Below are 22,474 nucleotides of genomic sequence, written 5' to 3'. Positions count from 1 at the left end.
ACCACAGCCCCACAAAAAAAATGAGAATAATCAAAATAAGAAATTTAGGATAAAAAATGGAATGCAGGAAACTGATTATAAAAGCTCGCTGGGATAAATCGGAGCAGGAAGAATTACTTTACTGGACTCATGAGTATTGAAGGTAAATCAAATAGAGTTAAGGAAACCACAATAAATTGAATCCGTATTTTGCTTAGCGTTTTATTTTAGTCGAAGTGGAAATCCGTATCAGTTTATTGAAAAGGAGGAAGAAGGACTTTATCATATCAGCTGAAGGACTAGAACTCCGCGTTAGGGTAGTTCTTATTATTTATGGCAGTCTATGATATAAATAACTTTAAATGGCAATAGTGTTTTAACGATACTTTCATACATTTTAGCAAACGATAAGATGATAGGGACGTTATGCTTACTAAAATCCATGACAGCTAAATATTGAAAAAATGGGCAATGATAAGAACGGGACATTTCAGGTACCACAAGGCACGCTATTGGTTATCGGGGGCCATGAAGATAAATGCGTAGAACATGAAAGCCAACGGGATAAGCCAAATTATCAGCCAATGGAAATCCTTAACGAATTTATACAACTGATAGGCAAGGGAAAACCGATAGTTGAAGTGATAACGACTGCATGTGCCGACGGCATTGAAATATTCAATGTCTACAAAGAGGCGTTCAACCAACTTGGAGTTGATAATGTAGGTCACATACACCACACACAGCGCAGCGAGATTTTAGCAGAAAATGTTGATGAACGGATAGAGAAGGCAGATGGTATATTTTTCACCGGTGGCGACCAATTGAGGTTAACATCCATTTATGGCGGAACTTCACTGTTGAGGATATTAAAATACCGGTACATGAATGACAATATTGTTCTGGCAGGTACGAGCGCGGGAGCAATGGCGCTATCCTCCCCAATGATATATGCGGGCAATAAGACCAGGCAACAGTTAGCCGGTGGCGTGAGGACAACTACGGGATTGGATTTTTTAAAACATGTTTGTATAGACACGCATTTCGTGGATAGAAGCAGGTTTGTCAGGATGGCTCAGGTTATAGCCATGAACCCAGGGAGCATTGGGATAGGAATAGAGGAAGACACTGCTGTAATAATCAGAAGCGGTACGGATATTGAAGTTGTAGGCAATGGGATAGTCATTGTTGTAGACGGACGTGGAATAACTGAGTCGAATGTAATGGAATATGATTCAGGGAAATCAATTTCCATTAAAGACCTGAACGTTAAGTTACTGGCAAAAGGATGCAATTTCAACTTAAAAGAGGCAGCTCTTGTATTTGAAAAAAATGCGGAGTTATCAGATAGTTACAGAATGGTAAGTCAAACCGCTATGACTTGATAGGCCCTTAACTATAAAGGACCTTATGCTTATAAGAAATTCCCTGAACAATCCAATTGGTAGTATAAATATAAAGCCCATCGTAACGATGGGCTTTATATTACCTTGCTTTTTTGCTGGTGTCACTATTATCTCCCTTGTATAAAAGGTTTGCCCTGGTCTTCTGGGAATCAACTTTTGTACCTTCAGTCGTACGTTTGCCGGACATCGCCGGTTTTGATGATTGGGTGTTGCCATCGTCATATCTGCTGTTGCTGCCTGAGTCTCCTTCATCAGGATAAGCACTGATGCTCACCGGCGTATCGCTCCTTTGTTCATTACCTCTCACTTCTTCGCCTCCATTTTCTGGATTTTCATTACATGCAACCAAAAGAGAGAAGCATGCAGAACATAATATCATAAATCGTTTCATCGCTATGGTTTTTAGTTAGCTCAATATACAGCAGGCAATATTTTAAGTTTAGGCTGACAGCATCTTTAGCATATAAATAAGCTAACCTTGTGATATTATAATGAAACAACAGGTAATAAGAATAATCACACTACCTGAATTTAAATATTCTAACTTCAACGGAACCTATAGTCAGAACAGAATTTTATAACTGCTTATCATCCCGCTCTTCCATTTCAATTTTGTTGTTTTTAATTTCTACCTGAGCTATAAACCAATCCTCACTGTTCGCCTTTGTGAAGATAAAGGATGGTGTATCTTTTGCGCCATATTCAACAAACGCCCCATACTCTGATAATACATTAGTAGCAAGCTGCTGGTCAACAGGCTTAAATTCTGAGAACTGGTTATCCAATTTGAACTGGCTTGTCTTCTCATCTGCTATATAACATATAGCACTATCTGTGCTGTCTTTAATAACGTTCAATGTATTCATTTAAGGTAGTTTTTATTGTGTTTGTGTAAATTCCGTAACAATAGGCTACAGCTTGCGGTATGTTACAAACACGGGAAGTATTTGTTGATTGTACAAGTGAATTTAACGAACGATTGTATTAATATGGGTTTCTTAAAATAATAAGCGTAACCGGTAGTCGGCTACTCATTTAAAGAGTCAATTTATGTTTTCATTCTGATCTAAAATTCTGAGGTAGTGTTATCAATCAAACTAAAAAATAACTGTTATGCCAAATGAAGGAAAGTTGACCGAACAAGTAGAAGACCAAACAGCCAAAGTACCTTCAATGGTATTTCTTGGCGCTGCTGTGGCAGCTATGGGCGCGTCACTTGCACTTAAATGTTTAGGTAGAAAACACACAGCTCTTTTTATCGGCCAATGGGCTGCACCGTTTCTATTGTTGGGTATCTACAATAAAATCGTAAAAACAGAAGGTCACGATTAAGGTTGGCGTGGAATTAAAGATTATAGTTATTGATAAAGCCACTCCCTACACAGGAAGTGGCTTTATAATTATTATCTAATTGACTGAAAACTAAGCCGGAACTTTTCTTGGCTTTTCACGATCCCAGAAACGATGTTGTGCGATTGCTTTCACAAATAAATCTGCAAGCTTTGCGCTGTCATTAGACACTATCAAACCTTCCTTTAAAACTGTGTCCTCGGAAAACTCGTCAGGTAGTTTTTTAAAGAAATATGTCGCTTCCAGTACCTGAACAGCTCCTTCATCAGCAGCAATTGCCTTGCAATGCTTGAATGCTTCATTCAAGAAATGGATGGCGTCTGCTTCTGCTTCAACACTTGCAACACTATTTGTTCCGCCGGGTAAATAGACCGCATCGTACAACACAGATGCAGCGGTTAAGAAACTTTGGTGTACAGGAATTTCCGTATCGTTTGCAGAAAGGATGTAACCTTGTCTCGGAGCTATAACTTCCACAACACCACCTTCTGCTTCCAAAGCAGCCTTGACTGCTTGCAGTGAATTTTCATCAACTCCGTCCGCAGCAAGAATGGCAATCTTTCGTGTTTTAATACTATCCTTGATAGTGTTGGCCATGCTCAATGCTTCTGAAGATGTAAGAGACCCTTCAATCTCTATAGGCTGATAATCAGCCGGGTCTGCATCAGCCGGGAAGCTATGATTAATGGGCTGCTCAGGCGTTTGAGGAACAGGCACACGCAATGCGTACGCCACAGCAGCAGCCAAACCCTTATCAACCATCGACAATATGCCCAACATTCTTTCGCGTATAGCTACAGTCTGGACCTTACCTAACTCAAAGCTTAAGGCATCGATTATATGGTTTTGCTCTGCGAGCGACTGGCTATTGAAAAACAGCTTTGCCTGACTAAAGTGATCAAAGAAGCTTTTGCTTCTGCCCCTGATTTTGTGCGCATCTACTCTTTCGGGAACAGATATAAAACCGCCATCTTTTGCGCCTGCCTGGAAAGGACATCCACCACCCATGCTATTGGGATTATAACTTACCTTGCCTTTATTGATAGTTTGACGCATATGCCCATCACGTTGGTTGTTATGGACATCGACCACCGGCCTGTTAATCGGAATTTCGTGGAAGTTTGGACCGCCTAAACGGATAAGCTGTGTATCTGTATAGGAAAATAATCTTCCTTGCAACAAAGGATCATTTGTAAAGTCAATACCAGGTACAATATGTCCGATATGGAAAGCAACCTGCTCGGTTTCTGCAAAGAAATTGTCAGGGTTACGGTTAAGGGTGAGCTTTCCTATGCGTTGCACAGGGACCAATTCTTCCGGGATTAGTTTAGTAGGATCGAGGAGGTCAAAATCAAATTTATGCTCATCCGCTTCCGGTACGATTTGCACACCTAACTCCCACTCAGGGAAGGCGCCACTTTCAATAGCCTCCCACAAATCACGTCGGTGGTAATCAGGGTCTTTTCCGGAAATATTCTGAGCCTCATCCCAAGCCACAGAATGAACACCTAACAGGGGTTTCCAATGGAATTTAACGAAACATGCCTCATTATTCTCATTTACAAACCGGAAAGTATGAACGCCAAAACCTTCCATCATCCTATAGCTACGTGGTAAGGAGCGGTCACTCATCAGCCACATTATCATATGGGCAGATTCAGGCATCAATGAGATAAAATCCCAGAAGGTATCATGTGCGGAAGCAGCTTGCGGTATTTCATTGTCTGGTTCGGGTTTAACTGCGTGTACAAGATCGGGAAACTTCATAGCATCCTGAATAAAGAAGACAGGCATATTGTTACCAACCAAATCAAAGTTACCTTCCTGTGTATAGAACTTAACTGCAAAGCCCCTTACGTCTCTTGCCAAATCGGTAGAACCTCTCGAACCTGCAACAGTTGAAAATCTTACAAATACAGGTGTTTCAACTGATGGGTCCTGAAGGAAGTGTGCTTTCGTAAAGGAAGACATTGACTCATAGACTTTAAAAACACCGTGTGCAGCGGATCCCCTGGCATGCACTATGCGCTCCGGGATTCGCTCATGGTCAAAATGCGTAATTTTTTCCCGCAGGATAAAGTCTTCAAGAAGCGTCGGTCCTCTCTCTCCGGCTTTAAGAGAATTTTGGTCATCATTGATTTTTACACCATGATTCGTAGTCATAAACTGTCCGCTTGCCTCTTCAGTATGCGGTTTCAGATTGTTTGTTTTTTCGTTTTCCGCTTGTGGTGATTTTTCCGGCATATCTTTTGCTTCCATTTTTATAAAATGTATTATGCTTCCTCGGAAGCTTTGAAATTAATATTGTTTTCCGCAACCTCAGTAAGTAATCTGTCCGCCTCTTTCTCCTCTGTCAATGTTTGTTCAAGTAGTTCAGCTACATCATCAAGACCCAATGTCATAGCTACCTGGCACAATCCGCCATAAGTGGCTATTTCATAATGTTCTACTTTTTGAGAAGCCAGTATAATGCCGACATCACGGGTAGCGGTCCCTTCTTCTGTACTTTCAATCACAGCTTCACCTTCTTTGGACAAACCTTCCATAGCGTCACATTTTTTAGCAACAGCCTTCTCCTTGAGTAATTCGAAAATCTGCTCCAGGCGTGTTACGTGAGTTTTTGTTTCAGCAAGATGGTTTTCTATAGTCGATGCGAGCTCGGGCGAAGTTGTGGATTTGATCATTTTAGGGAGGGCTTTAAGGAGATGGTTTTCTGCCCAGTAAATGTCCCTGATACCATCCAGGAATAACTCGTATAAAGCCGGTTCAACCTTTAATGATGTCTTTGTTTTAAATTTTGGCGTTGAGCCCGATTCCTGATTCATTTTTTATTCTTTTAGTTTAAACATTAATTGATTACTGATATACGACTTAGCCTTTAATTGCAATCCTGACGTATTTTAGATAAAAAAAGAGACCGGAGCCTCTTAATTATTGATTTTATTCTATCTATTCTTTCGATGCTTCTTCGTTCACATAATCTTCCGCGATCTCGGTAAGTAAGAAGTCTGCCTGCTTTTCTTCTTCCAATGTCTCTTGCAGTAATTTCTGAGCTTCGGCAAGACCAAGGGTCCCGGCCAAAGTCTTTAAAGTGCCATAAGTAGCTATCTCATAATGCTCCACTTTTTGGGCAGCAGCTATGAGCGCCACATCTCTGACTTCAGTACCTTCCTCTGTTTCTTCAATTAATTCATCGGCCTCTTTTAGCAAGCCTTCCATAGCCTCGCACTTTTTTGAGGTAGGCTTTTTACCAAGCAATTCAAAAACCTGTGCGAGCCTTTCAATTTGCCCTTCTGTTTGGGTCATGTGATCTTCAAAAGCCTTACTTACATCCCCCGATGATGCGGCTTTTGCCATTTTCTTCAACGCTTTTACCAGTTGCTTTTCAGCCCAATTGATGTCTTTTAAAGAATTTACAAAAAGTTCCATCAAGGCTCCCTCTTGTTGTGAAGTACGTTTCATTTGTTCTTTTGGGCTCCTTGTTGCATTTGAAGCACTCTTTTGTGTTGCCATGATATTTGAGTTTAGTTTAATTAAGAACCGCAGATTATTTTAAAAGTTCAATGCAAAACGTTATCTTATTGGGCTAAACGCTATTAAAGCGTCAGTTAACGCGTAATACTTTAGATTACAATCGTAAACTTCTTTATTGTTATTATCCTGTAACAGCTATTTTATCTTTGAACCATTTCACCAATCCCCCTTTCAATAATCAAGTTGTACCACGACTGCCGTATGAGCAGTTTCTTGAACCGCTATTTTATTACGCTGTTTCCTGATACTATTCTAACAGATTATCCTGCGGTGATTTACGTACGTGGGTTGGCCAGTGTCATGTGCGGATTTATTCATATTACACTTTATCATCAAAAATATCCGAACCTTTCAACTTAAACCCCGTTGGTTTAGCACAACTAAATTTAATTTAACAATGGATTTGATATGCTTTAGTCACCTGCGTTGGGATTTTGTATTCCAACGGCCCCAACATTTATTATCCCGTAGTGCGAAGACCTTTCGTACCTTTTATATTGAAGAGCCGGTCTTCTCTCTTAATGGATCAGGTTTACATGTAAATGAAGTAAGCCGTGACTTATATACCATTACACCATTTCTTCCTGAAGGATTACAGGAAACCGAAATGATACAACAGCAACACACATTACTTGCAGGCTTTTGGATGGAATATAATATACAAGATTATATAGCATGGTTTTATACTCCAATGGCACTTCCGATCATGGAGGGGTTACCGCAACCTGTAACAGTAGTGTATGATTGTATGGATGAATTGTCAGGTTTTAAATTTGCTCCACCCGAAATGCATCAGCGTGAGCAGCAGCTTATTGAACGTGCAGATATAGTGTTTACCGGAGGCAATTCCTTATATGAAGCCAAGAAACACAGACACCAAAATATCCATGTTTTTCCCAGCAGTATAGATAAACAACATTTTGCAAAAGCACGAAATATGCATACACCGCCTCCCGAGCAAGCTAATCTTACAGGGCCATGTGTTGGCTTTTTTGGCGTAATTGATGAACGGATGGATATCGACCTGCTTAACGCAATTGCTTTCAAACGCCCTGATTGGAACTTAATACTGATTGGGCCTGTAGTGAAAATTGATCCGGAGATATTGCCCCGTTTAACAAACATCCATTACATAGGATCAAAAGATTATAGTGTACTTCCTGAATACTTAAGTGGTTGGGACGTTGCATTGATTCCATTTGCACTTAATGATTCTACAGAATTTATTAGCCCGACAAAAACACCTGAGTACCTGGCAGGAGGCGTACCGGTTGTATCGACTGCCATACGTGATGTTGTGAACCCTTATGAAAACAAAGGTCTGGTGTGCATAGGACGCGGAAAAGATGATTTTATAAAAGGCATTGAAGACAGTCTGAGCCTGAAAAAATCATCTGAATGGCTCCAATCAGTTGATGACTTCCTACAAAATGTATCATGGGACGATACCTGGACTAAAATGCTATATCAGTTAAATGAAGTTTTGTTCCACCAGAAAACACACTCTAAACAACAGAAAAGCTATGTTTGATTATTTGATAGTAGGTGCCGGGCTCTCGGGAGCTGTCATGGCGGAACGGCTTGCCAGCCAGGAAGGGAAAAAAGTTTTATTGGTAGATAAAAGAAGCCATATCGGAGGTAATACTTTTGACCATTATAATGATGACGGCCTGCTGGTTCACAAATATGGCCCGCATATCTTTCATACAAACAGCAAAAGCGTATTTAATTACCTAAGTCGTTTCACCAAATGGCGACCTTACCAGCACCGTGTTCTGGCCAGTGTTGACGGTTTGTTGGTGCCAATACCGATTAACCTGAATACTATTAATGAATTATATGGCCTTCAACTAAACAGCGATGAGGTAGAAGGCTTTTTAGCCGGTAAAGCCATAAAGAAAGACCGTATTCTTACATCTGAAGATGTAGTGCTGAATACAGTTGGAAAAGATCTTTATGAAAAATTCTTTAAAGGTTATACAAAGAAGCAATGGGACCTTGATCCGAGCGAACTGGATGCATCTGTTACAGCGAGGATCCCAACACGCACTAACCGTGATGACAGGTATTTTGCCGATACATTTCAGGCAATGCCATTGAATGGATATACACGCATGTTTGAAAAAATGCTGGACCATCCAAATATCAAGGTGATGCTGAATACTGACTATAAAGAAATAATAGACTCTATTGAATTTCGTGAGATGATTTATACAGGTCCAATTGACTATTACTTTGATAATTGTTTTGGGAAATTACCTTACAGATCTATAGACTTTGTTTTTGAAACTCATAATGAAGATAGTTTTCAGTCGACAGGAACTGTAAACTATCCTAATGACCAATTATATACACGTATCACTGAATTCAAATACCTGACCGGACAAAAGAGCGACAAGACTACAGTAGTATATGAATATCCAAAAGCGGAAGGTGATCCTTATTATCCTGTGCCAAGGTCAGAAAATACAGCACTCTATAAACGTTATCAGCAATTGGCAATAAAGGAAAAGAATGTGCATTTTACGGGGCGGCTTGCTACATATAAATATTACAACATGGATCAGGTGGTGGCGCAATCGCTTGCTTTATTCAAAAAATTGTATTCACCAGATTTGATAGAAGAAGAAGCTAATGGTTAAGCTTAAAACGGAGATTTGGGGCGGAATGGAATGCACCATTAACCGCGTGTCAGATCAATACTTTGACCAGTTTGAAAAGACAGGTCAATATGAGCATTTGGATGATTTAAGAAAAGTATGCCAATTGGGCATCTCCAAACTCCGGTTTCCGATTTTGTGGGAGCGGCACCACAACAGTCCATTAGCATGGAAATATACTTCAAAGCAACTTAAATTGTTAGACAGTTATGGTGTAATACCAATTGTCGGATTGCTGCATCATGGCAGCGGCCCACGCTTTACAAATCTTGCGGATCCTGCATTTCCTGAGTTGTTGGCGGCGTATGCGCATCAGGTTGCTATTGCATATCCTGCCTTAAAATATTATACCCCTGTCAATGAACCATTAACCACAGCACGATTCAGCGGTCTTTATGGCTACTGGTATCCACATGCAACAGATGAAATGACTTTCTGTAAAATATTTTTGCATCAATTAAAAGGAATTGTGCTGTCGATGCAATCTATAAGAAAGGTAAATCCGGATGCAGAATTGATTCAGACAGAAGACCTGTGTAAGATTCACAGTACAATATCTCTGCAATATCAGGCAGATTTCGAAAATGAAAGGCGTTGGTGGACATACGACTTTCTGACGTCGAAAGTTACCAAAGAGCATATGGCCTGGAATTACTTTACAAACCTGGGTATCCATGAAAATGAATTGCAGTTTTTCATTGACAATCCATGTGTTCCTGCTGTTGCAGGATTTAATTATTATGTTACCTCTGAACGTTACCTTGATGACAATATACACGATTACCCTCCCGCAATGCGTGCAGGCAACAGTCATGCTGTCTATATTGATACGGAAGCTGTCAGGTCAGGTCATGCAAAGGGATTGAAAGCGTTAATGTCGGAAGCCTGGGAGCGATACAACATACCGATGGCTATAACGGAGTGCCATTTAAGCTGCACACGAGAACAGCAGCTTCGTTGGTTTAATCAGCAGTGGAAAACAGCAAAGGAACTAAATGAAGAGGATGTGCCAATCATGGCAATTACCGCATGGTCGCTTGTTGGAGCGTATGATTGGAATAGCCTGGTTACAAAGAACAATAATATTTACGATTCAGGTACATTTAAAATTAAAGGTGATGATACGCTACCCACCGCATTAAGCTATATGATTCGCACTATTTGTATGGGTCAGGAATACAATCATCCAGTGCTTGCTGGACCAGGGTGGTGGGGAACGGACCAAAATAAAGAATCAGATGTAAGACCTATAATTGTTATCGGGAACAAATTGATAACTGAACATTGCAAAGAGCGTTACCTGGAAGCGATTAACATTGGGGATGCTATAAATCTTCGTGAAATGATTATCGCCTTGAATCCATGGGCTGTCATTGCGGGGAAAGCACCCAACGATAACGCGTCTGAAACATGCCTGGAATTGAACGTAAAATTTTTAATTGTAACTGATGGTTTAGGTATTCACGAAGTCCTGGATGATTTAATAGATAAGCCGGTCGACTGAATTTGAATTGTAATATGCCATTGCAGCTATTGAATTAATTTCTAAAGATTATCTTTCTATAACACACATTCACTTCTGAATATTATAGAACTATTTTTGAACCATTCGCATGAAAGTGTCAAGATTGCCTAATGCATTTCCCATAGTATTATTGAAATAGGCATACACATCTTTGCCTTTGGAAAGATATTGTTTTACCAGTGCTGCTTTCTCTTGCAAGAAAGCGTCATCATAGCTACCGCGATACTTACCATCCGGCCCGTGAAAACGCAAGTATAGAAAGCCTGTATCCTTATTTACAAAAGGAGTGGCTGACATATGCATATCGTGTATTACTATAGTTGCGTTGTAAGGTTTAAGCTGTTCATTGTTAATCTGCCCGTACCAGGAGTAATGTCTGAATTCAGTGGCTATTTTCCAATCCACTGAATTTTCGTTGCTACGGATTATATCCAGTAAATGAAATAGCTGATCTTTCGCAGATGCTTGTAAGCCTGGTGGAAACTGAAAAAGCAAACAGCCAATTTTATTTTCTGGATGCGGGATAATAGCAAGGAATTTCTCTATATCGCCTTTCAGGAAATCCAATGCTTTTACATGCGTAATATTTTGCCATGCCTTTAAAGAAATCCTAAAATCATCACCAATTTCTCCAATCCATTTACCAATAGTCTTCGCCTGCGGCAACTTATAGAACGAGCTATTGATTTCTACACTATTATACAAGCTACTATAATATACGAGACGGCTTTTATCCCGATAGTTTTCCGGATAGGCACTTTTCGGTATTGGTAATTGAAGGCCACTTGTGCCGGCGTAAAATATTCCTTTAAGCTTCATTTGTACCAAAAGTAGTATTAGCTTTCTTTAAGGCCTTTTCCATATCGATACCTTTCCCTAAAACACCTTTAAATAAATCCCCCTGTTCTTTTAAGCGGTCGCTCGCATTGAATATTGTAAAGTCCTTCATTTTTAGCCCCGGCTTTAATTCTTCCCAATGCAGTGGCATAGAAACAGTTGCACCCTGCTTCGGCCTCAACGAGTAAGGACACGCGATGGTAGCACCGGGCCTGTTCTGAAGGAAGTCCAGGTACATCTTGCCTTTCCTATTCTTTATGTGCCTTTCCATACTGGTAAAATCAGGTAATTGTTGGTGCACGAGGCTGACCACCATTTTTGCAAACATCTGCGATTGGTCATAAGAATATTTTGCAGCAAGAGGTATGTATATGTGGATTCCGGTTGAGCCTGAAGTCTTGCAATAAGCCGGTACTTTTATCGCATCCAGTACTTCCTTTACCGCTTTGGCAGCCTCGATCACCTGGTCAAAAGTGTTTTTGTCAGGGTCCAGGTCAATCACGCAATAATCAGGGTTATCCGGGGCTTGCACACGGCTGAACCACGGATTCATTTCGATGCAGCCAAGTGAAGCCATCCATAGTAAGGTAGCTTCATCATGGCCAACCAGGTATTCCTTCTTTTCCCCATCACTGGTTGTATAGGGAAAGGTCTTGGTGACCCAGTCAGGTGCTTTGCCCTTTACGTCCTTTTGGTAAAAGCTTGGGCCATGTATACCATTTGGAAAGCGGTTCAGCGACATCGGCCTGTCCTTAAGATATGGAAGGATATAATCGGCTACCTGATAATAGTAATTGAACATATCCCTTTTGGTGATACCATCTTCTGGCCAATACATCTTGCTTAAATGGTTAAAAGTAAGTTCATGGCTGTTTATCTTCCGCATCTGCGATTCATCGGTCGGATTAAGAAGCGTTTTTCGTCCGGTATCTTTAGGTGCCTTAAGCCCTGCTTTCTTCAATACACTTTTCTGTTTATCCATTTCCTTCACAACCTTCGTTGTATCAGAGGGATTTTCCATGATGACATCCCTTGACTTTTTATCGGAACGCATCCCTTTAAAAGATGCCTGGCGGAATATACCTTCCTTTGTGACCTCAGCGTAATTAACCTCCCCTATCAGGATAGGTTTTAGCCATGTGGGCTTTGCACCCAAACGCTGTGGGCGGAAACGGGAAGGTTTATCAACGTCAATTTCAGAATCAAATGGACTTTTATCGGAAATATATGGCTTGAACTGTGCCATCATCTCTTTTTGCATTTTGTCTGAAAAGCCTGTGCCGACTTTTCCTACATACCTTAGCTTCTTTCCTTCATAGACTCCAAGTATAAGGGCACTGAATGCCTTTGATGTGCCTTCATTTTTTGTAAAGCCCGCGATCACTACTTCCTGCCTGCGCTGCACTTTTATTTTCAGCCATTCCTTGGAACGGAGGTCTGAAATATATACACTATCAGCCTTTTTAGCCATGATGCCCTCCAAGCCAAGCTTTTCCGCCGCATCAAAGAAGTCAATTCCCCTTGTCCCAAACACCTGACTTTGCCTTATGCGGTCATCCGTTGTAGGTAGTACCTCTTTAAGAATAGCCACACGTTCCCTGAGCGGCAATTCCATCAGGTTTTTGCCTTCATACCAGAGTATATCAAAAACATAATAGACAAGGTTGCCGTCAGCTTCGCTGCGCCAGTTTTGCAATGCCCCGAAATCAGATATGCCTTTATCATTGATGACAAGTATTTCCCCGTCAATGACTGCATTGATATTCCATTTCTTTAGTGCCTCGTTAATGGGATAGTATTTATCGAAAGGAATATTATTACGGGAGATCAAAGACACTCCTTTCTTATCAATATTTGCAATCGCACGGTAACCATCCCATTTTACTTCATATATCCAGTCCGGGTCATTGAAGGGTTCATCTACCAGTGTTGCCTTCATTGGCTTTATGCCCGTCGGCATCTTTGTCTTTGGCGCTCTTTTAAGCAGGGCAGTAACATCATGCTTTGGGCTTTGCTCTGTTTCTACTGCATCTTCCAGCATTTCTTCCGCTTCGGCAACTGCTTTTTGTTTCCTAGCCTTTTTAGCAGGGGCCTTCAAAGCTTGTTCCTTACCATCTTTCCAGACCTTTGTGCTTCCTTTCTCCATCTGGGCAATAGTCTTGCCGGATAGCACCGATTTGTCTTCTTTGGTAATATCCTTTACAGAAGCATGTTCGTCCTTATGTTTTATCAGCAGCCAGCCATTTTCACCCATGCCATGTGTTTTGACAAGGGCAAATTCACCGTTCAATTTGTCGCCATGCAACCTGAATTTTAAGGACCCTGCTCTAAGTTGGGCAAGCAGATGCTTTTCCTGTGCCTTCTTTCCTTTTATATCTTCTATAGGTTCGTAAGTACCTTCATCCCAAACTATGACTGTCCCTCCGCCATATTCTCCTTTGGGGATAATACCTTCAAAATGCCTGTAGTCAAACGGATGGTCTTCAACCATCATCGCAAGGCGCTTTGTTTTCGGATCGGTTGAAGGCCCTTTCGGTACAGCCCAGCTTTTAAGCACGCCTTCCATCTCCAGACGGAAATCATAATGCAGGTGTGAAGCGTCATGCTTTTGGATGACGAACATTAATTTGCTTTTGTTGCGGCTCTTGCCGCCAAAGGGTTCAGGCGTGACGGCAGGGTCACGCTTCTGCCTGTATTTTTCCAGTGCCATAGACGAAGTAAAGCCCCTTATGAGGCGGGTTTATTTTTGTTTGTTCTTAAGGTAAGCCTCAAGCGCTCTACGGTCATTGGTCCGAATGGCGCGGATTGCTCCCGTTACTGCCTGGCTGCCGACTCTTAACTTTTTCATGAAGTATTGGATTTCATAATTTTCAGAGCCGCTCACTTTGTTACGGTCGCTCTTCCTTTTTTCGCCTTATCGTCTGCCATGACTGAAATGTTTCAAAGACAACAAAAAACTGTACTGATGGTTTATCATCGCTTAATATAAGGGCGTTTGTTTATATACTCCTTCTATTTGTTTTAGGTTCTTAAAAGAAAATAAATCTTATTCAAATCAAAAGTTAATTAGGTCTGAGTATCAATATTATTTAACTATTTCAGTTAAAAACACTGGCAACTTTTTCAATAACTCTCCGTTATCAGTACCAGCAATACGCTGCGCAAATGTTTGTGAGAACATAGAACAACGTTAACTAGTCTATATTATGGTCTATTCGTTATTTCCTTGGCGCAGATGATAATATCAACTAATGACGCAAATATCTTAAAAAAATAAACTGATTTATGAGGGATAATATTGAGTTAACTGACAGACTGATAACAGATGCCAAGGCATTAAATTTATACGGTTGCAATCCTTACAGCATTTGCCAGAATCTTGCAGGTTATGCAGGTGAGCTTGTAAGCAAAAATGCTGATGAGGAATTAAAAAAAGGCATGGACGCTATATTGTCTGTTTACACGTATAGCGGTGACATAAAAATTAAAACAGCCATAGAAAACATCTTGCTTTATAAACTAAGCACGAGTATTATGTTATCTCCTGATCGGAAGTCAATTATGGCATCGATACCAATCCCGTTCCGAAAAATTATGAACGATCAGATTTGCCATTCAGGTATATAATGTATTTTATGAGGTGCAATACTTAAACCAATAAACTTTGAAGTGAGCAATAACAGTTAGTTCATAAAGAAAGCCCCAGACAAGTACTCTAGCATTTGGAAGGCCTTTTTGAATAGATTATTATTGTATTTTTATTAGTATAATGCACTTTATGAAACTCATTTTTTTATTATGAACATTTAAAATGCAACCATAATTGTCTGTGTAATCCAGCATTTCTCTTGCAACGATGCACCTGTAAGGGTAAAAAGAGAAAATGTTTTCCGTTTATTTAAAGTTATGGCAAAATTTGCAGAATAGAAAGAGCTACTACTTTCCTTTATGTGCCAAATAGGCCTCCACGTCTTCCCGGTTGTTGCCAACCTTAGCTATGGCTTCTTTTACCTGCTGGCGGCTTACACCCAATTTTTCTTCAAGATAGGAGAACTCATACTTTCATTGCCTGCAACCAGTCTGCGTTCAAAGCCATCTATATTATTTCTATCGTCTGGCTATTTCTATTTTTAGGATAATAACAAAGAAGAATTTTGATTTAGCAATTAAAATAGGAATTGATTTTCATAAAATTTTATAAGGGTAGCTTTTGGGCTACCCTTATAATTGAAACAAAACGAACAACTAAAAATTATTTACCTACAGGGTTATTTGTTCCAGGCGGATTAGTTGGATTAGTTGGGTTCGTTGGATTTGGGTTCGTTGGATTTGGGTTCGTTGGGGTTGGGTTCGTTGGATTTGGGTCCGTTGGATTAATGGTATTATTATTTGGCTTTCCTGAATTGTTTATGTTATTACTACGGGGCACTCGCGAAGTATCTGGTTTTAAAGAATTATTTCGTTGAGTGCCTGAACTTCTATTTTTTCTATTTGTATTGTTCATTGATGAATCCTGCCCGAAAGACAATGACGCAAGCAGCATACATCCCGCAAATATTGATACTATCCTTTTCATACGCTCTGTTTTTAATGATTTTAATAAAGTGAACAGGTATTACAATACAGGGCAGGTAAGAGTTTAGGTTGTTGTGTTAATTTCTGATAGCTTCATTAAAAAGGAAGGCTGTTGCCTTTCTTTTTTTGGCAGCAGCTCCTAACACGTCTCTCCATGTCTTCTTCTTCCTTATCTATTTTTTTTGGCACCTCCCTGGCTAGTTAGGGATCGAACACGTCATAAAAAAATATAACCTTATTGACAAGAATATAAATCTAAAAGCAATTTACCTCCTTTGACGCCTTCTTAAAAGATTGCCCATACTAAAGGAAACCAATTTGTAGTTGTAGCTGACATTAGGAAGTGAATGAAACAGCCAAGTAGAGTTAAGTCTTTAAGAAATTTGTTCGATATCTTGTAACGTAGTTTAATTCACATCGATAAAGGAGAAAACTTAGTGGATGTTATATCTAAAGTAACAGTAAGTAATTTACCGGCCTTTTTAGGTAAGATATCCTTTGAGTACCGAAGGAGATTTAATTACTTTTATCAATAAATTATATTTGCATGACTATTGACGAAATGTTGGAGGAAGCTCAGAAAGGTAGCGGAGGTTCTCTTAATACTGCAAATTATTTTGCATTAGCCGGAGACACCTCAACCGGCGAACAATTCGTTTTGAATCTGGAAGATTTTCTGACAGATAATTTCGGGCATTTCTTGCAAAATGAAGTTACATCTATTGTCCTTTTAGGTGCTTACCATACCGAGCAATCTGCAAGGAATAGCATGCAATCTGTATTTGATGATTATAAGCTGAACCCTGAAGGATTAATTTGGGTCAAGGATTATCATGTTCTTATAGCAGATGTCAATGCCAACCATCTTTATACATTGTCATTAATGGATTGCTATATCGGTTGCATGGTCTTCTATCAATACAAAGCAGAGGCGGGTAAAGGTTCAGTTGTCTTGAATATATTCAGTAACAAGGAAGCTGCTGAAGAAACAAAGGAAATTATAAGAATGTATATAAAGGATGAGGGAGGGGATTTACTTTGATTTTAATATGGTGATATTTTAGAAGTCAAATGCACTAATTATATAATAGAGAATAATGCCGATTCGTACTAGCGAATCGGTATTATTTGTTAACTATGATTAATAAGCACCTTCATAAAAGTTTCCATCATTGTAATCATCAAATTTTCTTGTACTTTGTATAAATCTATCCAGAGCCTTCTTAGTATCGTTATTTCTTAACTCTGCAATATTTAATTCACTTATTACAAGGCTATATTCAACATTAATATCAATTTTTGCTGAGTTATTGCAATTATCTATCCATCCAGAATTATTTTTATTCAATTCAGTTTTAAACAGCTTGATTTTTGCTGAATGTTTTTGTTCGCTTCCATTTCCAACTATTTCAATGCTCGAAACGACGAAAATCATTTTGAATGAGCCATTTCTATTTATTAAATCTTTAATCCGTCTTGATCTATCCCTGAGAAAATTCTTAAATTCTTCGCTTGCTATTGAGTTAGGTTTATAAAACAATGATATCAATTGAGAAGCGATTTCTGTACCAGGTTCGTTTCTTTTGAATTCATGCTTTTCAATATTTGCACGGCTCATCAATGGTAAAGCATTTAACGGTCTAAGCCAACTATCAAGATCTGTTATAAATTGAGGGCCCTTTACTTCATAGTATCTGTTAATATACTCAGCCATAATTGATACAAAGGATTTCAGGTAAGATTTTATTTCTTCTTCTCTTTGAGCGTCACTACTATTTTTCGGTGTAACAACAATGAAGACAGCCATAGATTCTTCACTCATGAGGCTTTCTCCTAATAATTTTACAGAGTTTTCTGAAGTGACGTTGAAAAAACTTCCAGCTTCGTTTATTTGATTTTCAAAGTCAGTTTCTTTCTGACTAGATGATGGGGTTTCATTTGGGTTTGGCATAATAAAAGATTGAGATAATTCCCTACTATATTGATGGCTATTCGGGTACTGCCTTTTACTGTATGTAAAAAATAAATCGTCACTATATTCCTTTTCATTCGTTCAGAATTTGCTTTATTAACTAGGATTTTTAGAAAGGTACATTTTCTATACGTATAATCCGAACAATACCAAACAAATCGCACTTTTTCAATTTAATCATCATCTGACTTTACTATCAAGATGGCAAAGCAAAATTTCAAAGTAGCAATTCGTAACTCAATTGGTTATAATTCCTCACTGCTGTTATCATCTCCATTTGGGGGCTGTGGAAGCAGGCTGAGTATTATAGTTTTCAGCTTTGTTCATTTTATATCTAGCACATATGTGTAGTGTTTTGATATTTTTAAAATAACTGACTGTAGCTATAAGTTATTATTTGAAATAGCATTTTCAATTATTTCAATAACATGGCGGATAACTTCAGGGGAAAAGCTGAATGCCATTCCCCTGGTGACGGTCACGTTTCATGAACATTTCATAGGTTAGTGTACGCATTTGCGTACGCTAAAATGCAGTCCTCTCTTTCTCATTTTCCAACTCTTAATTTTAGTGCGTTTTATTTGTTTTAAATCGCTTTATGAAGTACTTTGTAAATAAATATCTTATATCTTATCGAATTTTTTAAAAGTGACAGCTTAATCGACATTCAAATTTGCGGTTTTCCTCCATCCTCTCTATCGTTGCCAAATATATCTGCTCCTTATAATTTCCCCTGATTGGAATTTCGCCAGACTTTAGATAGCGAAATTCCATTGGTGATTTGGCGAACTACGTCATTATTAGCAGATGACTATTAGCTTCTGGCGGCCGGTAAATTCGTCGTAATCAATTCGATCTTTCTAGAGTGTTTCATCGCTTTAAAATACCTTCCTTTTTCTTATGTGGTACCTTGCCTGCAAGATGTATCCCTAACCTTTTCAAATTTCCGTGTGTCTTATTGTTTTAAATTGTATAACTAAAAAAAATTTTATGAAAAACACACTATTTGTTTTGATATGCTGCTTTTCGATCATGCTGCTTTCAGCATGTAATAAGGCGGAAAAATTAAGTACCATTCCGGCTGCACAGCAATCCTCTGGTTCATGGAAGATAATAACACTGCCAATGACACCCGGTCAGATGCACAACCAGTTATTGAGTGCTTATATACAACAGTATGGTATCCTTGAGGATAATCAGGTTACGATGGCGGAAGTGGAAACTATGTGTGGGCGCATGGCGCAGATAGCTTCAGATCAGGGGTTGCTTACCAATATGACGGCTACGGATCTTGCAAATGACCTTTATAGTGAATATGTGAATTCAGGCTCCTTTGTCAATGGAATACTGCGGCCGACAAGTGAATTAATCACAAGGTCCATTAATACGATCCCCAATCCGGATATAAGAAGCGCGATGAATCAGATCCATAGCATAGCTGCTCAGGCAGATCCGGACTTTATACAAGATGCTACGATGTTATTGGATAACCTGAGTGGCCTGAATCCCCAGGACCAGGAGATCGTAAGCCAGTTTAAGTCTGTATTGCTATCCTCCTACAATCTGTGGACAGATCCTGTTACACCTAAGCCTTCCTATTTGCCAACCGGTGCAGGAGAACAGATGGCCTGGGCTCAAAACATTGCTATGGCCGATGCCGCAGGAGCCAGAAGGGGTTATAACGATAATGGGGGAGCACTTGCATCGGGATCATGGGGGAGATTACAGGCTGAGGAAGGTGCATCGACAGGGGCAGCTACAGCTTCCGCCGCCGCTGCAGGTAGGCCCTGAGTCCTCAAGAAAGAAATAGAATCATGAGAAACCGTTAAAAAGTCAATGAAATCTCAAAGAGTAAAGAAAATAAAAAGGTGCTCGAAATGTTTGCAAAAATAGTTGACGGAGCTTTTTAATTTGGTAATGTAAATCGTCTAAAAGGTTCGACATTTAGCCGCTTAACTCTACAGGCCAGGAAAACCTTTTAGCAATTTTGCTGAAAGGCTTTTTACTTTACTACAATAATACTACAACATTTTTAAGATAACTTGGTTATCTCGAATACTTAATAGTTACTATATGAGAAGACAGATGATATATCTTGCCTGCCTTCTCATATAGTAGATTGCTTTGCTGTATTATTTTCTTTTTCTATTACGGGTTGTTTTTATGAAAAAGTGAACTGGCATGCGCCCAGCAGCAACAGCGGTGTGCCGTCCTCGTCTTCATTCGCAAATATATCGGTCACATAAACCTTCATAGCCTGAGGCACTTGGTTGCCTATTGCGGCACCTCTGGCAGCAATTTTCACTTCCTGGGGCAGTTGCGCCGGATCAGGTAGTTTAATATTGCGTATCAACGCCAGTTCAAGATCGTCGTTCTGATTGGTCGGTACCTGATAATACGTAACCAATATAGGCGATGTACCGCTGAACGATGCACCTACGGGCAACTGAATGGTAAGTGTCATATTTATAAGCGGAGAATCCGACGCACCATTGATATTTGGAGGGATAACAAGGTTGTAGAACGATATGCCGCCTGCTGCCCATTGCTGTACAGGAGGCGCGTAGGGCGCGCGCGTATCTGTAATAGATGCCGATACCGTTGTACCTGCCGGGAAAGTATTGCCCGGGCCGGGGGTAAGCGTAACTACAAAAGTGGTAGCAATATCGTTGTTATTGCCAACGGTAGCATTCATCGTACCTGTGGTGCCGCTCACAGCTCCGTAGTCCATATTGCGTTGGGCTACATTAGGGTTGTCGAGTACCCAGCCCGCCAGGCCTGCATTGGTAGGAAAGTTGTCAGGTATCGGAAAAGGCATGCCATTGGCGCCGCTTGCCAGCGCTATCAGACAAAAATGCCCGCCACCCGGCGAGCCTGAATAGTTAAAAGCTGTGGTATTAAGGCAAACCTCGCCGGGCTGTATCTGTGCTAAATTACCCTGGTCATAAAAGTTCTCGAGCGATGATGGCTGTGATATTTGGCATGGCAGCCAGCTCTGCGGCGTCAGTAAAAGGCTGCTCGGTACGGCAAACAATGTTACATATCCGCTGGCCGCATTTGGGCCTATGTTTTGTGCCCTTACATACATGTTATTGCTTTGCCCGTCGGTAAATGTCCCGTTGATATACGACCCCATTGAGCTGACAGCCTGAGCCACTGTCAATGTGGTAGTGCCATAATTAATGATATCGGGTGATACCCAGTGCACACCGTCATGCACCCCTCCGGTATCGCTAAAAGTATTCCTGATGAGGAATGTAGCCAGTAAGCCGTCTATCAATGGCTGCACTACAGCTGCAGTAAACGACTGTTGACCCACTGAGTTAGTGAGCGCTGTTACCACATTCAGCATGGTAGGGCCAACTACCAGCGAGCCCCATACCTGGTTAATGGCGGTTACAAAATCTGCGGCAGTATTTGTGTAGCCCATTTGCTGATACACTGCCTGCAGGAAGGCTACCCAGTCCTGGTAATCGAAAGTAGGGCTTACGCCATCCAGATTGCATTGTTGTAATGCCAGCAGCAATTGCAGGTACTGGCCGGAAGTGACGGAGTTTGCATTTGTTGTCATGTTGAGTTGTTTTTATTTGTTAAGAAAAAAGTATTAAGTACTCGGAAATCTATATACAAAATGAATGATCTACTATTCCTTAATAACCTTTTCTACTTTCAAAAGAATCTCATTCATATCCCAGATCTTCAAAAGATATACCCGTTGTGCAATTTCGAAATATCAGAATTAATATCAGGGGAGTTATATAAAGATGCAGATGAGCACTTGAAATAGTTATTGAAAAAATGAACAATAAGAAATGCTATCCTAAAAAATACAGAAAACCACTGTTTAAAATTTTTATTATACGATGACAAGCAGAGGAAACTCCGTATGGCAATTATTTGTTTTCATAAAATAGCAGCCTAACAAATTTCGGAAATTTGGCGTTCCTGCTTTAATAAAAAATTAACAAGGGTTAGAAATTTAGCAATCCTCTTTTTATAAAAAGTGATTTAAGGTAATAATAAGAACAAAAATATGTGCCTGATTTATTAGATTAGTTTGCCGTCACTTTTGCTTCCTCGATTTTGAACATTATCTTATTGGAAATCCTGAATTTTCCATTGATAGCCTCGAAGATTCAATCCCGATTTTTTGAATGCTTGACAAACAGGATAATTATCTAATGAATTTTCAAGTGGTTATGACTCGTAGCGGTGGAGTAAGCGTTGTCAAAATTGTGGTTGCAAATTATGTTTGCCATACTTGGTGTCATAGATTATACGACAAAATGAGCCAAATGTTACAAAAGAAAAATGATGATTACGCATAATTTATATCAAAATACTTTTATATGAAAGCAATGTTGTCACCCAACCAATTGCGAATATTAAGACATGTTTTTTTGTAAAAATGAAATTCAATGAAAGAGGTCGTAAATATTCCCGACCTCTTCATCATTCTACATTAGCTATTAATTGTTAAAACCTAAATTTTTGCTTCCATGAATTTATTGATATTCAATAAACTATCGAGAAAGAAGTACGACTTTTCCCGCTTTAGCTCTACTGAAAAGGCGAAATATTTTCGACGAATTTTAAGGAAATGATTGATTAGTTTTGTAATTTTGTTTTCCAATAG

General features: G+C 39.7%; 18 protein-coding genes and 2 pseudogenes. 8 read left to right on the top strand and 12 right to left on the bottom strand.

Annotated elements, in window-relative coordinates; genetic code table 11:
- Positions 1–443: 443 nt before the first annotated feature.
- Positions 444–1,364: a cyanophycinase gene (locus F0919_RS00390; RefSeq protein ID WP_150030736.1), complete on the top strand. Its 921-nt coding sequence runs from the start codon at positions 444–446 to the stop codon at positions 1,362–1,364.
- Positions 1,365–1,464: 100 nt separating this feature from the next.
- Here F0919_RS00390 and F0919_RS00385 read toward each other — a convergent pair whose 3' ends face one another.
- Together F0919_RS00385 and F0919_RS00380 are read right to left on the bottom strand one after the other, a co-directional pair.
- On the bottom strand, positions 1,465–1,776 hold the full coding sequence (locus F0919_RS00385) for a hypothetical protein (RefSeq protein WP_150030735.1): 312 nt from the start codon (positions 1,774–1,776) through the stop codon (positions 1,465–1,467).
- A gap of 184 nt (positions 1,777–1,960) precedes the next feature.
- On the bottom strand, positions 1,961–2,251 hold the full coding sequence (locus F0919_RS00380) for a hypothetical protein (protein ID WP_150030734.1): 291 nt from the start codon (positions 2,249–2,251) through the stop codon (positions 1,961–1,963).
- A gap of 247 nt (positions 2,252–2,498) precedes the next feature.
- Here F0919_RS00380 and F0919_RS00375 point away from each other — a divergent pair, with 247 nt between their 5' ends.
- The gene (locus F0919_RS00375) at positions 2,499–2,717 is read left to right on the top strand and encodes a hypothetical protein (protein WP_150030733.1); all 219 of its coding nucleotides are present in this window, start codon (positions 2,499–2,501) and stop codon (positions 2,715–2,717) included.
- Between the two features lie 90 nt (positions 2,718–2,807).
- On the opposite strand, the gene F0919_RS00370 is transcribed toward F0919_RS00375, so the two are convergent.
- From F0919_RS00370 to F0919_RS00360, 3 genes are all read right to left on the bottom strand, one after another.
- Positions 2,808–4,994, bottom strand: a complete 2,187-nt coding sequence (locus F0919_RS00370) for a catalase (protein WP_235903426.1) — start codon at positions 4,992–4,994, stop codon at positions 2,808–2,810.
- A gap of 14 nt (positions 4,995–5,008) precedes the next feature.
- Entirely contained in the window at positions 5,009–5,560 is a 552-nt protein-coding gene (locus tag F0919_RS00365; protein ID WP_150030732.1) for a YciE/YciF ferroxidase family protein, read from the bottom strand.
- A 124-nt stretch (positions 5,561–5,684) separates the two neighbouring features.
- On the bottom strand, positions 5,685–6,248 hold the full coding sequence (locus F0919_RS00360) for a YciE/YciF ferroxidase family protein (protein ID WP_216629344.1): 564 nt from the start codon (positions 6,246–6,248) through the stop codon (positions 5,685–5,687).
- 418 nt (positions 6,249–6,666) lie between these two features.
- On the opposite strand from F0919_RS00360, the gene F0919_RS00355 reads away from it, so the two are divergent.
- From F0919_RS00355 to F0919_RS00345, 3 genes are read left to right on the top strand one after another with little or no spacing between them, the layout of a single operon-like run.
- A complete protein-coding gene (locus F0919_RS00355) occupies positions 6,667–7,800 on the top strand; it encodes a glycosyltransferase family 1 protein (RefSeq protein ID WP_150030731.1) in 1,134 nt (377 codons plus the stop codon).
- Positions 7,793–8,911, top strand: a complete 1,119-nt coding sequence (glf, locus tag F0919_RS00350) for a UDP-galactopyranose mutase (RefSeq protein WP_150030730.1) — start codon at positions 7,793–7,795, stop codon at positions 8,909–8,911. The genes F0919_RS00355 and glf overlap by 8 nt, the downstream gene beginning before the upstream one ends.
- On the top strand, positions 8,904–10,433 hold the full coding sequence (locus tag F0919_RS00345; RefSeq protein WP_150030729.1) for a family 1 glycosylhydrolase: 1,530 nt from the start codon (positions 8,904–8,906) through the stop codon (positions 10,431–10,433). The genes glf and F0919_RS00345 overlap by 8 nt, the downstream gene beginning before the upstream one ends.
- 90 nt (positions 10,434–10,523) lie before the next feature.
- Here the strand turns inward: F0919_RS00345 and F0919_RS00340 are convergent, their stop codons facing one another.
- The 3 genes and pseudogenes from F0919_RS00340 to F0919_RS18790 all read right to left on the bottom strand — a co-directional run.
- Entirely contained in the window at positions 10,524–11,273 is a 750-nt protein-coding gene (locus F0919_RS00340) for a DUF72 domain-containing protein (protein ID WP_150030728.1), read from the bottom strand.
- A complete protein-coding gene (ligD, locus tag F0919_RS00335; protein WP_150030727.1) occupies positions 11,263–14,001 on the bottom strand; it encodes a DNA ligase D in 2,739 nt (912 codons plus the stop codon). The genes F0919_RS00340 and ligD overlap by 11 nt, the downstream gene beginning before the upstream one ends.
- Positions 14,002–14,031: 30 nt before the next feature.
- Positions 14,032–14,187, bottom strand: a pseudogene (locus F0919_RS18790) (hypothetical protein); the annotation flags it as partial.
- Between the two features lie 389 nt (positions 14,188–14,576).
- Between F0919_RS18790 and F0919_RS00325 the strand changes: the two are divergent.
- Positions 14,577–14,918, top strand: coding sequence for a DUF7674 family protein (locus F0919_RS00325; protein ID WP_150030725.1), 342 nt, complete (start codon positions 14,577–14,579; stop codon positions 14,916–14,918).
- 309 nt (positions 14,919–15,227) lie between these two features.
- Here F0919_RS00325 and F0919_RS18785 read toward each other — a convergent pair.
- Positions 15,228–15,341, bottom strand: a pseudogene (locus F0919_RS18785) (DUF3606 domain-containing protein); the annotation flags it as partial.
- A gap of 202 nt (positions 15,342–15,543) precedes the next feature.
- On the bottom strand, positions 15,544–15,867 hold the full coding sequence (locus tag F0919_RS00315; RefSeq protein WP_150030723.1) for a hypothetical protein: 324 nt from the start codon (positions 15,865–15,867) through the stop codon (positions 15,544–15,546).
- Positions 15,868–16,413: 546 nt separating this feature from the next.
- Here F0919_RS00315 and F0919_RS00310 point away from each other — a divergent pair.
- The gene (locus F0919_RS00310; protein WP_150030722.1) at positions 16,414–16,908 is read left to right on the top strand and encodes a hypothetical protein; all 495 of its coding nucleotides are present in this window, start codon (positions 16,414–16,416) and stop codon (positions 16,906–16,908) included.
- A 99-nt stretch (positions 16,909–17,007) separates the two neighbouring features.
- Here the strand turns inward: F0919_RS00310 and F0919_RS00305 are convergent, their stop codons facing one another.
- A complete protein-coding gene (locus F0919_RS00305) occupies positions 17,008–17,817 on the bottom strand; it encodes a hypothetical protein (protein ID WP_150030721.1) in 810 nt (269 codons plus the stop codon).
- Between the two features lie 1,011 nt (positions 17,818–18,828).
- On the opposite strand from F0919_RS00305, the gene F0919_RS00300 reads away from it, so the two are divergent.
- On the top strand, positions 18,829–19,629 hold the full coding sequence (locus F0919_RS00300) for a hypothetical protein (protein WP_150030720.1): 801 nt from the start codon (positions 18,829–18,831) through the stop codon (positions 19,627–19,629).
- Between the two features lie 370 nt (positions 19,630–19,999).
- Here F0919_RS00300 and F0919_RS00295 read toward each other — a convergent pair whose 3' ends face one another.
- Complete coding sequence (locus F0919_RS00295) at positions 20,000–21,409, bottom strand: hypothetical protein (protein WP_150030719.1); 1,410 nt, start codon at positions 21,407–21,409, stop codon at positions 20,000–20,002.
- Positions 21,410–22,474 lie beyond the last annotated feature (1,065 nt).

The sequence above is a fragment of the Taibaiella lutea genome (genome assembly GCF_008629695.1).
GTDB classification, from domain to species: Bacteria; Bacteroidota; Bacteroidia; order Chitinophagales; family Chitinophagaceae; genus Taibaiella; species Taibaiella lutea.
Note: the sequence above shows the minus strand (reverse complement) of the source record. Positions and strands in the feature narration are given on the sequence as shown.